We start from the raw sequence: 14,249 nt of genomic DNA, 5'->3' as shown, positions 1-14,249 counted from the left end.
AGCTGCAAAAATTCATGATTCGCCGGCGCTGCAGCCGCCCGCCTGCATTTGCGGTGGGCCTGATTCTGCTGGCGGATTCCGCGATTCCTCAAATTGTATCCATTGCGCTTAACCGCCATTCAGCATCCCCATTAAGCCGGAGGGAACGCATCGTCAGGTAGCGTCCGCTGTCGGTCGTTACCGCGACGGGGATGTCATGACTGCCTTAGCCAATAACCAGACTTCGAAGCGCCGCCTGCTGCTGGCGTCAGATCGAAGCGATCAGAGCAACGAACTCGCCAGCATCCTGCGCTCTGTGGGCGAGGTCGATACCGTTCCGACCTCGGATATTCCCGAGCAGCCGGCCCGCGATCTCTCCGGCATCGTGGTCGATATCAATCTGCGCTCGCCCGAAGCCGTGCAACTGGTCCGCGCCAAGCTGCAGACCGACGCCTATCGCGAGATGCCGCGGCTGTTCGTGCTGGCGGATGCGTTGCATCACGCCTCGATGCAGGCCTGGGCGCTCGGCGCCACCGACACGATCTCGCGGCCGTTCGATGCGCGCGGCATCCTGCAGCGCATCCGCGCCGCGTTTCCCGACAACAGCGGCTATGACGAAACCGACCGCGGCAAGGCGCTCAATCGCGGCGTCGAAGCCGCGCATGGCGTCATGGTCAAGATGTTCGAGCGGATGCGCGCCGGGGAGCCGCTCAGGTTCGAGGACATCGTTGCCGCCGAAAACAAGATTCTCAAGGCGATCAAGCACAACTCGCTGCGTGAATGGCTGACCACCGTCGGCTGCCATCACCAGGAGACCTATCGCCACTGTCTGTTCGTGACCGGCTTTGCAGTCGCGTTCGCGCAGCATCTCGGCATGCGCGACGACGACCAGCGCCGGCTCGCCCGTGCCGCGCTGCTGCACGATGTCGGCAAAGCGTTTGTTCCGGTCGCGCTGCTCGACAAGCCCGGCGCATTCACGGTCGAGGAAATGGCCGAGATGCGCGAACATCCGCGTCGCGGCTACGAGGCGCTGTCGGCGCAGGGCGGCTTCCCGCCGGAAATGCTCGACGTGATCCTGCATCATCACGAATTCCTCGACGGCACCGGCTATCCGAACGGGCTGAGCGGCAACCAGATCAGCGACATCGTCCGCGTCACCACGATCGTCGATGTCTATGCCGCTTTGGTCGAGAAACGCGCCTACCGGCTGCAGTTCACCCACGCCAAGGCGTTCTCCATGATGGAGGAGATGGGCGGCAAGCTCGACCAGCAATTGCTGCAGGCGTTCCGCCCGGTGGCGTTCGGGCATTATTGAGCCCGCCGTCATTGCTCCGCCACGCCGCGCAATAGCGTGTGCGGCGCGGCGTTTAGCCAATCAACGCAAGTCGTCCTCCTTACCTCCGCCTAGATTTCGGCGATCATCGGCGCGACCGGTGCTTCGGCAGGTGAGGACGATCATGGACACGACAACGACCGGGGATCTCGATATCCCCGCCAACATCGCGGAAACCCTCGTCGATCCCGTCGCCTATGCCGACGACCGCATCCACGACAGCTATCGCTGGCTGCGCGCCAACAACCCGCTCGGCATCGCGCGGCCTGACCGCTTCGATCCATTCTGGGTGGTGACCAAGCACGCCCATATCCAGGCGATCAGCCGGCAGAACGAGCTGTTCCACAATGCCGACCGCCCGACCACGCTGACGACGCAGGCGCTCGAGGAGCGGGTGCGCAAGATCACCGGCGGGCCCAATCTGGTGCGCTCGCTGGTGCAGATGGATGCGCCCGACCATCCGAAGTACCGCGCGCTGACGCAGGGCTGGTTCATGCCGGCCAATCTCGGCAAGTTCGAGGGCCGCGTTCGCGAGATCGCGCGTGCCACGGTGCAGCGCATGCTCGACCGCGGCGGTGTCTGCGATTTCGTCGAGGACGTCGCGCTCGGCTATCCGCTGCACGTCATCATGGAGATCCTCGGCGTGCCCGAGGCGGACGAGCCGCGCATGCTCAAGCTGACGCAGGAGTTGTTCGGCCCGCAGGATCCCGACACCGCGCGCGTCCGCGAGGCCCTGAGCGCGGAACAGGTCTCGGCGATGTTGCAGGCGATCGTCGCCGACTTCTCCGCCTACTTCCGCAAGATCACCGAGGAACGTCGACAGAACCCGCGCGACGATCTCGCCACCGTGATCGCCAATGCGAAGATCGGCGGCGACTACATGCCCGAGCACGATCAGACCAGCTATTACATGATCGTCGCGACCGCGGGCCACGACACCACCTCATCCTCGACCGCGGGCGCGATCTGGGCGCTGGCGAGGGACCCGGCGGAATTCGCCAAGGTGAAGGCCAATCCGGAATTGATCCCGGGCCTGGTCGACGAGGCGATCCGCTGGATGACGCCGGTCAAGCATTTCATGCGCTCGGCCACCGCGGATACCGAGCTCGGCGGCCGCAAGATCGCGAAAGGCGACTGGCTGATGCTGTGCTACGCCTCCGGCAACCGCGACGAGGAGGTGTTCGAGGATCCCGATCGCTTCCGCAGCGACCGCAAGCCCAATCGTCATGTCGCGTTCGGCTATGGCGCGCATCTCTGCCTCGGTCAGTATCTGGCCAAGCTCGAGATGCGCATCCTGTTCGAGGAGCTGCTGCCGCACCTGAAATCGCTGTCGCTCGACGGCGAGGTGAAGATGACGCAGGCCTATTTTGTCAGCGGCCCGAAGAAGCTGCCGATCCGGTTCGAGGTGAATTGACGGAACGTCATTCCGGGGCGATGCGTGAGCATCGAACCCGGAATCTCGAGGTTCCGGGTTCGGTGCTTCGCGCCGCCCCGGAACGACATATTCCAGCTACTCCAGCATCTTCCGCAGCTCCGCCTTCGCAACCTTCTCCAGCGTCGAGCGCGGCATCTCGTCGACGAAGCGGATTTCCCGCGGCACCTTGAAGTCGGCGAGCGCGGAGCGGCAGGCGGTCATGACCTTGTCGTGCAGGTCAGCGGGCAGCGCCGCGACGCCGGCTTGCGGGATGATGAAGACGACCGGCACCTCGTCCAGCATCGGATGCTTCTTCGCCACCACGGCGGCCTCGCGCACGCCCGGCACCACCGCGATCACCTGCTCGATCTCGGAGGCCGCGACATTCTCGCCGCCGACCTTGAGCATGTCCTTGGAGCGATCGCCGAACCTGACATAGCCGCGCTCCAGCATCGTGACGCGGTCGCCGGTGATGAAATAGCCGTGCTCGTCGAAGCTCTCGCGCGTCGCCTTCTCGTTGTGCAGATATTCGACGAACAGCGACAGGCCGGGGATGCCCTTGATCAGGAGATTGCCGGTCTCACCGACGCCGGTCGGCGTACCATCATCGTTGGTGATGCGGATTTCATACTCCGGCGCAGCGCGGCCGATCGACATCGGCGGGTTCGGCTGATCAACCTCGCCGATGATGCCGTGGGTGATGGTCTCGGTCATGCCCCACCAGCCGATGATCTTGATGCCGAACACGGCGAATGCCGGAGGCTCGTTCACGGCCGTGCCCCAGAGGCGGAACTTGTGGTTCTTCGGAACCTCGTGCTCCAGCAGCGCCTTCATGCAGAACGGGATTGTCGAGGTCCAGGTCGAGCCGTGCTCGAGGGCCACCGGCCAGAACCGGCTCGCCGAGAAGCGCGGCTGGATCACGCAGGTCGCGCCCACCCACAAGCTTGCCAGCATCGAATAGGCCAGCGCGTTGGTGTGGAACAGCGGCAGATAGGTCTGGTGCACGTCGGTCGCGTGCAGGTCCTGATGCGCGGCGTTGATCTTGGCGCCCCACAGCGCGTTGGCATGCGTCCATAGCACCGCCTTCGGCCGCGACGTGGTCCCCGAGGTGTATTGCACGCTGCACGGTGCGAGCGGATCGATCGGCCGCTTCGGCCGGTCGGCGCTGTCGGCGAACAGCGCGTCAAAGCTGTCGCCGCGCGCGGGCGCCTGTGCTGGCGCCTGGCCCGCATCATGCGAGGTCACCGCGATCCAGCGCAGCCCCTTGCAGTTGGCTGACAGCAGCTCGGCATAGGCCGGCTGGGTGATCGCGGCGACCGCGCCGCAATGGCCGGCAAAATAGTCGATCTCGGCCGCAGCCGAGCGGGTATTGGTGGTGACGGCAATGGCGCCAAGCTCGACGCAGGCGAACCACGACATGATCGCCTCGACGCAGTTGTCGAGATGGATCAGGACATAGTCGCCCTGCCTGATGCCGCGCCTGGCGAGGCCCGCCGCGAGCGCGCCGACGCGCTCATGGAATTCGCCGTAGCTCCAGCGCCGCGCCGGCGCATCGAACGGCGCCCAGATCAGGAACGGATGATCGCGGCGCACCTCGGCGCGCATCCTGAGCAGCCATGGCACGTCGAGCCCCGCAAAAGGTCCGACGATGCCCGGCACTGGCTGTGAAGTCGTCATATGTCCTCCCGCGCAGCCTTGCCGGCCGCCATTGATCTTGGTTGGGACCAGTTCTGCCATCGGCGTGCGCCGAGAGCAAATCGGGATTTGCAAAGTCATTTTGCGCCGACGCGATTCCGTTCCGCCGCACGGAACGGATGGATCTATTCGCGCTGCCTGTCGTCGGGCGCGCATTCGCGCGAACGGTTCGCTGGTAATGACGAACGATGGCTAGCTTGCGTCCCTCTCATACGACGAGATCTCGATCAGGCTGCCGTCGGGGTCGCGGCAATAGACCGAGCGCAGCGTGCCGCGCGCGCCCTGCCTGGCCACCGGGCCTTCCTCGATCTTGACGCCATGGGCCTTCAGATGCGCGACCACCGCCTCGGGCGTGCTCGAGGTGAGGAAGCAGAGATCGTCGCTGCCGGCCGCTTCATGATCGGCGGTGAACCATTCCACCTTGTCGGCGTCGCGCGGCCGCACATTGATCTTCTGGTTGCCGAACACCAGCGAGGTGCGCGGTGTCTTGCCCTTGCCGGGGTCGAACACCTTCACCTCCATGCCGAGGATCCTGCTGTACCAGGCAACCGAGCGCACCACATCGGTGACGTTGATCACGAGATGGTCGAGCCCATTCACCTTGACGGACATGATCGATCCTCTTCGGTCCAGAGTCTTAAACAAGAATTCAACGCTTCGGTCTGATGCAGAGCCGAGGCTTAGCCTTTCGTCGCGGTCGGTGGCGCACGTGTCGCACTGGCCGCTTCAGACATTGTTTGTTAAAACCGCGCCACACGCAACGCAACAGAAACGGGCAGGGGTCAAACCCTGCGGGATTGGGAGAGACTTCATGATTTCACGCCGCGCCGCGCTGGGCCTGATCGGGTCGGGAATTTCGACATTCGCGATCGGTCGCGCTTCGGCTGCCGACTATCCGGCGCGACCGGTGCGCTGGATCGTGGGCTATCCGCCGGGCGGCGCCACCGACATCATCGCGCGCCTGATCGGACAGCGGCTGTCGGAGAAGCTCGGCCAGCAGTTCGTGATCGAGAACAAGCCGGGCGCCGGCAACAATATCGGCACCGAAGCTGCGATCAATGCCGAGCCGGACGGTTACACCGTGCTGCTGGTCAATCCGGCGAACTACATCAACGCCTCGCTGTACGCCAATCTGAAGTTCAATTTCGTGCGCGATGTTGCGCCGGTGGCTTCCTTCAACCGCGTGCCGAACGTGATGACCGTCAACAAGGACGTGCCGGCGAAGAACGTCGCCGAGTTCATCGAGTATGTGAAGGCCAATCCCGGCAAGGTGAACATGGCCTCTTCCGGCAACGGCACCTCGGTGCACCTCTCCGGCGAGATGTTCATGTCGATGACCGGCTGCAAGATGCAGCACGTGCCGTATCGCGGCGCCGCGCCTGCGATCACCGACATGCTCGGTGGCCAGGTGCAGGTGATCTTCGACAACATGCCTTCGATCATCCAGCACATTCGCTCCGGTTCGCTGCGCGCGCTCGGCGTGACCACGACGGAGCGCTCCTCGCAATTGCCGGACGTGCCGGCGATCGCCGAAACCGTGAAGGGCTATGAAGCAAGCGCGCTGTTCGGCATGGGTGCGCCGAAGAACACGCCGAAGGAGCTGATCGCCAAACTCAACACCGAGATCAACGCCGTGCTCGCCGAGCCCGACATGAGGAAGCGCCTGGTCGAGCTCGGCGGCGACTCGCTGATCCAGACGCCGGACGCCTTCGGCAACGACATCAAGGCCGAGACCGACAAGTGGAAGAAGGTGGTCGAGTTCGCCGGCCTCAAGGTCGAGTAGTCTCACACTGAACGGGCGGGACGAGTCCGGCCGCGAGCGCGGACTTGTCCTGCGCCCGGCTGCAAAAGTTGACCAATCCTGATGCGGAATAAAGTGGCCTTCAGGAACCATACCGGTTATGCCGCGCTTGCTTGACCGCGGCCTCTTGAGAACCGGAACGGGTGGGATTATGCGCGCATCACGATTGGCAGTGCTGGTGTTGGGAACGATAACGGTTGCCGGTGCGGCCAGCATCGATCGCGCGTCCGCCGATCCCTATGACTACCCGTGGTGCGCACAGGGCCCGAGCCTCGGCTATCCCGGCGAATGCGCCTATCGGACCTACGATCAGTGCCTTGCGAGCGTGTCCGGACGCTTTCTTGCTTGCGGAGAAAATCCGCGCGTCCTGTTTCGCGAGCAGCTCGAGCCGGAGCAGCCTCGGCCGCACCGTCACCGGCATCGGCGCCACCGGCAGTAGCCGCCGGCTCGGAGGGCGCTTCTGCTCTCCGCCTGCGATCGTCCCAACCATCCGGCGTCGTGGCGCCCCGGCATTGACGTGATCGTGAAGCCGGGCGCTTGACGTCGCGCCGTTTGCGTCTATACTAAACCACATGGTTAAGTATAAGGACGAGACGCTGGACCGCACCTTTGCTGCGCTTTCCGACCCCACCCGCCGCGCGCTTCTGGCGCGGCTCGTCGAGCAGGAAAGCCTGTCGGTGAGCGAGCTGGCGCAGCCATTCGCGATGTCGTTGCCGGCGATCATGAAGCATCTCGACGTGCTCACGGATGCCGGCCTGGTCGCGCGCGAAAAGACCGGCCGCACGGTGGCGTGCCGGCTCACCGCGAGGCCAATGGAGCAGGCGATGAACTGGCTCAATCGCTATGCGCAATTCTGGTCCGACAATCTCGACCGCCTTGCCGCTTTTGTGGAGGAAGACCCATGGCAATCAAATCCGCAGTCGCAGCCGACGCCGGCCTCGCCGCGCGTCCAAGCCTCACCCTCACGCGCCGCCTCCGCGCCCGGCCGGAAAAAGTCTACGCCGCGTGGACCGAGCCGGAAAACCTAGTGCAGTGGTTCGGCCCGGGCCAGGTCAAGCCCGGCACGACGCAGGCCGAGCTCGATGTCCGTGTCGGCGGCCGCTACCGGATCAAGTTCACCGGCACCAACGGCGAATATCACGAGGTCGGCGGCGTCTATCGCGAGGTGGTGCCGAACGAGAGACTGGTGTTCAGCTGGGCCTGGCATTCGACGCCGGAACGCGAGTCCGAAGTGACCGTGTCGATCAAGCCCGACGCCAGCGGCACGTTGCTCACCTTCCATCACGCGCAGTTCGTCGACGAGACCGCGCGCGACAACCACCAGCGCGGCTGGACCGAATTCCTCGGCAATCTCGCGCAATATGTCGACGCCTGAACCGCAATGGAGTATCTCATGCAACAGCACAAGATCGTTTCACGCGAAGAATGGATCGCAGCCCGCAAGGCGCTGATGGCCGGCGAGAAGGAGCTCACCCAGGCCCGCGAAGCGCTGAGCCAGCAGCGCCGCGAACTGCCGTGGGTGAAAGTCGACCAGGACTATGTGTTCGACGGACCTGACGGCAAGGTGACGCTCGGCGATCTCTTCAAGGGCAGGCCGCAGCTTGTGGTGCAGCACGTGATGTTCGCGCCGGAGTGGGACGCAGCCTGCAAGAGCTGCTCGTTCTGGGTCGACGGCTTCGAGCGCATGGTTCCGCATCTGGCCGCGCGCGACACCACGATGGTCGCGGTCTCGCGGGCGCCGCTGGCCAAGCTCGAGGCCTTCAAGCAGCGGATGGGCTGGACCTTCGACTGGGTCTCCTCGGGCGCCAATGACTTCAATTACGATTACGGTGTGTCGTTCACGCAAGGGCAGATCGATGCCGGGGACGCGAAATACAATTATGGAACGACCCCGCTCTATGGTCCCGAACTGCCTGGCATCAGCGTGTTCTTCCGCGACGAGAAGGGGAGCGTGTTCCACACTTACTCGACCTTCGCGCGCGGCCTCGACATGATGAATGCGGCCTATCACTATCTCGACCTGACGCCGCTCGGCCGCCACGAGGAGGGCCTGCCCTATCCGATGGATTGGGTGCGGCTACGTGACCAATACCAACCGGCGCCGGTTCAGGCATCCTGCTGTCACTCCTGATCGTCATTGCGAGCCAACAGGTCGCGCGAGCGCGCGCCCCGTTGGCTCCTCGCAATGACGGGGAACCAGACAGCAGGAAACGCCCATGCCTTACGTTGATGGTTTCGTCGTCGCCGTGCCGAAGAAGAAACTCAAAGCCTACGCCCAGCTCTCCAAGACGGCCGGCAAGGTCTGGCGCGAGCACGGTGCGCTGGACTATCACGAATGGGTTGCCGACGACGTCAAGCCGGGCAAGCTGACCTCGTTTCCGCAGAGCGTGAAACTGAAGGCCGGCGAAACCGTCGTGTTTGCGTGGATCACCTACAAGTCGCGCGCCCAGCGCGACAGGATCAACGCCAAGGTGATGGCCGATCCCCGCCTGGCGTCGTCGATGGATCCGAAGACGGCGCCGTTCGACGTCAAGCGGATGATCTATGGCGGCTTTGCGAGTCTGGTGAAGGTCTAAGGCGGCACGCTTTCGCCGCAATCCGCGCAGTAACCGGCCGTTAAACATCATGCTCGGCACGCCGCGCGATGCCGCTTGCGTTTACTTGGCAATCCCGTATACTTTGCATTACAAAGTGCGGGCAAAACATGCGCGACCTCGACAAGGCGTTGGCCGATATTCTCGCGATCCGCAGCCAGATTGCGGCCGGAACCGCGTTCCGCGGCTACGGTCCTGCGACGGTCGCCGCCACCAGCGGCATCGCGCTGGTCACGGCGCTTGCGCAATATCTCTGGCTCGATGATCCGACTCATCATCCGATCTTGTTCCTCGCGGGCTGGGCCGCAGCCGCGTTGCTCTCTGCGGTCTTGATCTGGATCGAGATGCAGGCGCGCTCGCGGCGGCATCATTCGGGCCTGGCGGACGCGATGATTCAGCAGGCGATCGAGCAGTTCGTTCCCGCTGTGATCGCCGGCGTGCTGCTCGCGATCCTGCAATGGAAATTCGCGCCCGAGACGCTGTGGATGCTCCCCGGCCTGTGGCAGGTGCTGGTCAGCCTCGGCGTGTTCGCCTCGGTCCGCCTGCTGCCGCGCACGATCGCGCTCGGCGGCGCGTGGTATTTCCTGTCAGGCTTCACGGTGCTGCTGATCGCAAGCCAGAGCCACGCATTGTCGCCCTGGACCATGGGCCTGCCATTCGCGATCGGCCAGTTGCTGCTCGCAGCACTGTTGTATTTCGCTTCCGGAGGCAATGATGTCGAAGACTGACGTGACCACCGCGCCATTCGCCTATGATGGCCTCGACCGCGTCATCCACGAGAAGGCGCGGCTCGGCCTGTTGACCTCGCTGATGGCGCATCCGAAGGGGCTCGCCTTCGCTGATCTCAAGCAACTCTGCGGCCTGACCGACGGCAATCTCAGCCGGCATCTGCAGGTGCTGCAGGAGGCCGGCCTCGTCGACGTCATCAAGGGCTATGAAGGCAATCGCCCGCACACCACCTGCCGTTTGACCAAGAGCGGCCGCCGTCGCTTCCTCGATTATCTCGCCGTGCTCGAGCAGCTGGTGCGCGACGCGGCCAGCGCCGCCGGCAAAGACGAAGGCAGGTCTCGCCGCCTTGGTATCCAGCCGATTTGATCATCCCATTTTTGTCCGGAGACTTTGTGATGCAAAGTAACGTCGCGCTCAAGCCGGAGGTAGCCGGACGGCTCCACGTCGGCATCATCATGGACGGCAACGGCCGCTGGGCGACACGGCGCGGCCTGTCGCGCCTGCGCGGACATGAGGCGGGCGTCGAGGCGATCCGCCGCATCGTCGAGGCCGCGCCGGACCAGGGCGTCGGCACGCTGACGCTCTACGCGTTCTCGAGCGACAACTGGCGCCGCCCGAAGGCCGAAGTCACGGCGCTGATGGGGCTGTTGCGGTTCTATCTCGCCAACGAGATCGCAGCACTCGTGCGCAACGGCGTTCGCCTCACCGTGATCGGCCGCCGCGACCGGTTGCCCGACGGCATCGCCGCCGCGATCACGCGCGCCGAGGCCGAGACCGCCGACGGCACCACGCTGCATCTGCGCATCGCGATCGACTATTCGGCGCGCGACGCCATCCTGAACGCTGCGGCGCGCGTCGCCGGCGCAGGCCCGCTGAGCCGCGAGGCCTTTGCCGATCTCATCACCGGCGAGGCCGGCCTGCGCGACGTCGACCTGATCATCCGCACCTCGGGCGAGAAGCGGCTGTCGGACTTCCTGCTCTGGGAAGGCGCCTATGCCGAGCTGCATTTCACCGAGCGGATGTGGCCCGAATTCGATGCCGACGATCTCGCTGACGCGCTTTCTTCGTTCCATCGCCGCGAACGCCGTTTCGGCGGGCTGACCGCGATCGTACCGGCGGAGGTGCCGAACCTCTAGCGCGTCAAGCCGCGCCAACTGCTCTCTTCTCAAAGCCCGGCCCGGGGGGTTGGGCTCTCTTCCACAAGATGCGGGGACGAACGATCACGCCAACCAAAGCGGGAGCGATCATCCATGCGCATACTTCTCGTCAACGTGCCGCATCCGGCGATCGGCAGCCGGATTCCCGGCGACCATTTGCCGCCGCTCGGCCTGCTGTCGATCGGCGGTCCCCTGATCGATGACGGACATGAAGTCCGGCTTCTCGATGCCGAGTTCGGGCCAATGCCGCTGACTGCCATCCTGGCGGAGGCATCGCGGTTTTCGCCGGATGCGGTGTTGTTCGGCCATTCCGGCTCGACCGCGGGCCATCCCGTCATCGCCGAGGTGGCGCAGGCGGTCGTCAGGGCTGTGCCCGGGACGCTGATCGTCTATGGAGGTGTGTTCCCGACCTATCACTGGCGCGAGATTCTGCGCGAGGAGCCTTACGTCACCGCGATCGTGCGCGGCGAGGGCGAGGAGACTGCGCGCCGCCTGATGCGGGCGCTGGAATATGGCGGCGATCTCGGCAGCGTCGACGGCATCGCATTCCGCGACGATGATGGGCCGCGTGCCACCCGGCCCGCGCCAGTCATCCGTGATCTCGATGCCTATCGCGTCGGCTGGGAGTTGATCGATCACGCGCGCTACAGCTACTGGGACGGGCTGCGCGCCGTCGTGGTGCAGTTCTCGCGTGGCTGTCCGCATCTCTGCAATTATTGCGGCCAGCGCGGCTTCTGGACGCGATGGCGACACCGCGATCCCGTGCGTTTTGCCAGGGAATTGGCACGGCTCCGCCGCGAGCACGGCGTCAAGGTGATCAATTTCGCCGACGAGAATCCGACCGTCTCGAAGAAGGCCTGGCGGACCTTCCTCGAGGCCCTGATCGCGGAGAATGTCGATTTGATCCTGGTCGGATCGACCCGCGCCGACGACATCGTCCGCGATGCCGACATCCTGCATCTCTACAAGAAGGCGGGCTGGCAGCGCTTCCTGCTCGGCATGGAGAACACCGACGAGAAGACGCTGGAGCTGATCCGCAAGGGCGCGACCACCACGGTCGATCGCGAAGCCATCCGCCTGATGCGGCAACACGGCATCCTGTCGATGGCGACCTGGGTGGTCGGCTTCGAGGAGGAGACCGATCGCGATCATTGGCGCGGCCTGCGGCAGCTGTTGTCCTATGATCCCGATCAGATTCAGATGCTCTACGTCACGCCGCATCGCTGGACGCCGTATTTCCGTCTCGCGGCAGAACGGCACGTCATCCAGACCGATCGCCGGCTCTGGGACTACAAGCATCAGGTGCTCGCGACACGGCACATGCCGCCGTGGCGCGTGCTGCTCTGGTTCAAGTTCACCGAGATGGTGCTGCAATGCCGCCCGAAAGCCTTGCTCCGCGTGCTGCTGCATCGCGACGCCGGACTTCGTCATGCGATGCGCTGGTACACGCAGATGGGGCGCCGGGTCTGGCCGCACGAAATTCTCGGCTTCCTGCGCGCCCGCAGGTTGAAGCACGGGCCGACCGTGCGGGAATTTTGGGGCGCGCCGCAGGATATGGAGGAGGAATCGATGTCATCGCAGCGGCCCGAGCGCCGCGTCGGCACATCACGCGCAGCGTAAATCGATACCGCCATGCCGTCTCTGGATAACTGGCGCTGATGACTGGACGCCTGAGTCATCAGCGCGATAATTTCCAGATCGGCTGCGCAGAACAAAAAGAACCGTGGCGGTCGAGGCGTCGAGTTGAGCATACAGGTTGCGATCTTAAAAATATTGGCCAGTCACGTCAGCGGCAGAGCTACGCTCGATTCACTCAAGCATGACCTCGCTATTCTCGCGTCGAGCGGCGACGATTGGCATGCGCGGATCAAGCGCCTGGCGTCGCGGGTTCCCGAACTCGACATCTTTAGCAATGGTTACGTGCTGCGTGACGTCGAAGGCTGGGAGATCACAGCGGTCGGTCGTGAGTTCCTGCGCGCGCTGGAGGCCGTCACCCAAGACAATCTGCCGCCTGAGCCATTGGCCGAGGCCGCGATCCGCGAAGAAGGCAAGCTGATCGTGGTCGGCCACCGCTTCTGGAACAGGGCACGGCCACAGCGTAACCCGGAGCCGAGTGCATCGGTGCGCCGCCGGCCGTTCCGCGAGCCGCGTTGAACCTCATAGCCCTGCGCGCGACCTAACTTCGGGACGTGGCTCTGGAGGTCGCAAATGACTGCTTTGGCTCAATCGATCGCACGCGTGTTTCCGGCCAATTCGCTTCGGAGCAGCATCGCCCGGCATGTCCTGCTGTTCGGCTTTGCGGCGTTGTTCGTCGCGGTGCTCAGGGCGAGCTATGGCCTCGATCTCAGCGCGGGCTTCTTCTGATTTTTCCGGCGGCACGTCATATTGGGTTAACCGGACCGGGATAGCTAAGCGCACGCTTTCCTTGTATCTCGAACCCGGGTCGATCTTCCATGGACAAGCCGATGCGCTGCCAGTGCGGCAGGACGCGCACCATTGTGCTCGACAAGCATTTCCGGACCGCGCTGGTTTGCCCCAAATGCGATGAGATCGAGCTGGCCGGGCCGGCCAAGCCGGAGGAAGAGGCATTGACCGAGCGATAGCGCGGTCGTTTTCGGCGTCGAAACACGCTAGGTTCCGTCTGACGAAACGGTCCAAAGCGAAACCCGATGCCGCATCCTTCCGATACTACCGCCGTAACTCCTGCTGACGTCACGCTTGCTGACGTGCGCCGTGCCGCCGACGTGATCCGGGATTCGGTCATGGTCACGGCGTGCAACGAGAGCCGCACGCTGGGCGAGATCTGCGGCTGCCGCCTGTTCCTCAAATTCGAGAATCTGCAGTTCACCTCGACCTTCAAGGAGCGCGGTGCGCTGAACCGGCTGCAGGCGCTGTCCCCCGAAGAGCGCAAGCGCGGGGTGATCGCGATGTCGGCCGGCAATCACGCCCAGGGCGTCGCCTATCACGCCAAGCGGCTCGGCATCCCCGCCACCATCGTGATGCCAATTGGCACTCCGATGGTGAAGATCGAGAACACCAGGCGGCACGGCGCCGAGGTCATCATCACCGGGCAGACGCTGGAGGAATGCTTCGCGTTCGTCAGCGCGCATGCTGCCGAGCGCCGCCTGATCCTGATCCATCCCTATGACGATCCGCTGATCATTGCCGGACAGGGCACGATCGGGCTCGAAATGCTCGCGGCGGTGCCGGAGCTCGATATCCTGGTGGTGCCGATCGGCGGCGGCGGGCTGATCTCGGGCATCGCCACGGCTGCCAAGGCGCTGAAGCCGTCGGTGCAAATCGTCGGAGTGCAGGCCCAGCTCTATCCGTCGATGTACAATGCCGTCAAAGGCGAGCAGCTGCCGATGCGCGGCGATACGCTTGCCGAGGGCATCGCGGTCAAGGCGCCCGGGCAGATCACCACCAGGATCGTCCGCGATCTCGTCGACGACATCGTCGTGGTCAGCGAGGATCAGATCGAGCGCGCGGTCGCGACCCTGATCTCGATCGAGAAGACGGTGGTCGAGGGCGCCGGCGCGCCGGCCTC

The 14,249-nt window shown here is 64.4% G+C and carries 18 protein-coding genes; 16 read left to right on the top strand and 2 right to left on the bottom strand.

What is annotated here, in order from left to right; translation table 11 throughout:
* Positions 1 to 196 precede the first annotated feature (196 nt).
* The gene (locus tag H8B02_RS21455) at positions 197 to 1,294 is read left to right on the top strand and encodes an HD domain-containing protein (protein WP_229168064.1); all 1,098 of its coding nucleotides are present in this window, start codon (positions 197 to 199) and stop codon (positions 1,292 to 1,294) included.
* A gap of 142 nt (positions 1,295 to 1,436) precedes the next feature.
* Positions 1,437 to 2,726: a cytochrome P450 gene (locus tag H8B02_RS21450; protein ID WP_229168062.1), complete on the top strand. Its 1,290-nt coding sequence runs from the start codon at positions 1,437 to 1,439 to the stop codon at positions 2,724 to 2,726.
* Positions 2,727 to 2,822: 96 nt separating this feature from the next.
* Here the strand turns inward: H8B02_RS21450 and H8B02_RS21445 are convergent, their stop codons facing one another.
* Together H8B02_RS21445 and H8B02_RS21440 are read right to left on the bottom strand one after the other, a co-directional pair.
* Positions 2,823 to 4,403, bottom strand: a complete 1,581-nt coding sequence (locus tag H8B02_RS21445) for an AMP-binding protein (RefSeq protein WP_229168061.1) — start codon at positions 4,401 to 4,403, stop codon at positions 2,823 to 2,825.
* A 210-nt stretch (positions 4,404 to 4,613) separates the two neighbouring features.
* Positions 4,614 to 5,033, bottom strand: coding sequence for a VOC family protein (locus H8B02_RS21440; RefSeq protein ID WP_229168059.1), 420 nt, complete (start codon positions 5,031 to 5,033; stop codon positions 4,614 to 4,616).
* A gap of 199 nt (positions 5,034 to 5,232) precedes the next feature.
* On the opposite strand from H8B02_RS21440, the gene H8B02_RS21435 reads away from it, so the two are divergent.
* The 14 genes from H8B02_RS21435 to H8B02_RS21370 form a co-directional block, all read left to right on the top strand.
* On the top strand, positions 5,233 to 6,204 hold the full coding sequence (locus H8B02_RS21435) for a Bug family tripartite tricarboxylate transporter substrate binding protein (protein WP_097671232.1): 972 nt from the start codon (positions 5,233 to 5,235) through the stop codon (positions 6,202 to 6,204).
* Positions 6,205 to 6,373: 169 nt separating this feature from the next.
* Complete coding sequence (locus tag H8B02_RS21430; RefSeq protein WP_229168057.1) at positions 6,374 to 6,661, top strand: DUF3551 domain-containing protein; 288 nt, start codon at positions 6,374 to 6,376, stop codon at positions 6,659 to 6,661.
* 133 nt (positions 6,662 to 6,794) lie between these two features.
* Entirely contained in the window at positions 6,795 to 7,250 is a 456-nt protein-coding gene (locus H8B02_RS21425) for an ArsR/SmtB family transcription factor (RefSeq protein WP_229168055.1), read from the top strand.
* Complete coding sequence (locus tag H8B02_RS21420) at positions 7,250 to 7,597, top strand: SRPBCC family protein (protein WP_229168053.1); 348 nt, start codon at positions 7,250 to 7,252, stop codon at positions 7,595 to 7,597. Before H8B02_RS21425 ends, H8B02_RS21420 begins: the two co-directional genes overlap by 1 nt.
* A gap of 18 nt (positions 7,598 to 7,615) precedes the next feature.
* On the top strand, positions 7,616 to 8,353 hold the full coding sequence (locus H8B02_RS21415; protein ID WP_229168052.1) for a DUF899 domain-containing protein: 738 nt from the start codon (positions 7,616 to 7,618) through the stop codon (positions 8,351 to 8,353).
* Positions 8,354 to 8,438: 85 nt separating this feature from the next.
* Positions 8,439 to 8,798 carry a DUF1428 domain-containing protein gene (locus H8B02_RS21410; protein ID WP_229168050.1) on the top strand — a complete coding sequence of 120 codons (360 nt, stop codon included), beginning with the start codon at positions 8,439 to 8,441 and terminating at the stop codon, positions 8,796 to 8,798.
* Positions 8,799 to 8,926: 128 nt separating this feature from the next.
* Entirely contained in the window at positions 8,927 to 9,544 is a 618-nt protein-coding gene (locus H8B02_RS21405) for a hypothetical protein (RefSeq protein WP_212312275.1), read from the top strand.
* Positions 9,531 to 9,911, top strand: coding sequence for a transcriptional regulator (locus H8B02_RS21400; protein WP_229168048.1), 381 nt, complete (start codon positions 9,531 to 9,533; stop codon positions 9,909 to 9,911). The genes H8B02_RS21405 and H8B02_RS21400 overlap by 14 nt, the downstream gene beginning before the upstream one ends.
* Before the next feature lie 29 nt (positions 9,912 to 9,940).
* A complete protein-coding gene (locus H8B02_RS21395) occupies positions 9,941 to 10,681 on the top strand; it encodes a di-trans,poly-cis-decaprenylcistransferase (RefSeq protein ID WP_092120498.1) in 741 nt (246 codons plus the stop codon).
* 114 nt (positions 10,682 to 10,795) lie between these two features.
* Complete coding sequence (bchE, locus tag H8B02_RS21390) at positions 10,796 to 12,322, top strand: magnesium-protoporphyrin IX monomethyl ester anaerobic oxidative cyclase (protein ID WP_229168047.1); 1,527 nt, start codon at positions 10,796 to 10,798, stop codon at positions 12,320 to 12,322.
* A gap of 123 nt (positions 12,323 to 12,445) precedes the next feature.
* Positions 12,446 to 12,856: an aminoacyl-tRNA deacylase gene (locus H8B02_RS21385; RefSeq protein WP_229168040.1), complete on the top strand. Its 411-nt coding sequence runs from the start codon at positions 12,446 to 12,448 to the stop codon at positions 12,854 to 12,856.
* A 54-nt stretch (positions 12,857 to 12,910) separates the two neighbouring features.
* A complete protein-coding gene (locus tag H8B02_RS21380) occupies positions 12,911 to 13,066 on the top strand; it encodes a response regulator (RefSeq protein WP_229168038.1) in 156 nt (51 codons plus the stop codon).
* An 89-nt stretch (positions 13,067 to 13,155) separates the two neighbouring features.
* Positions 13,156 to 13,305, top strand: a complete 150-nt coding sequence (locus H8B02_RS21375) for a hypothetical protein (protein ID WP_229168037.1) — start codon at positions 13,156 to 13,158, stop codon at positions 13,303 to 13,305.
* 66 nt (positions 13,306 to 13,371) lie between these two features.
* Positions 13,372 to 14,249 (top strand): pyridoxal-phosphate dependent enzyme (locus H8B02_RS21370; protein ID WP_229168036.1); only part of this gene is annotated, 878 nt, incomplete at its 3' end.

Origin of the sequence: Bradyrhizobium altum (assembly GCF_020889705.1) — a bacterium.
GTDB lineage: Bacteria > Pseudomonadota > Alphaproteobacteria > Rhizobiales > Xanthobacteraceae > Bradyrhizobium > Bradyrhizobium altum.
The sequence above is the reverse complement of the archived record's forward strand: the minus strand, read 5'-3'. Positions and strand labels throughout refer to the sequence as shown.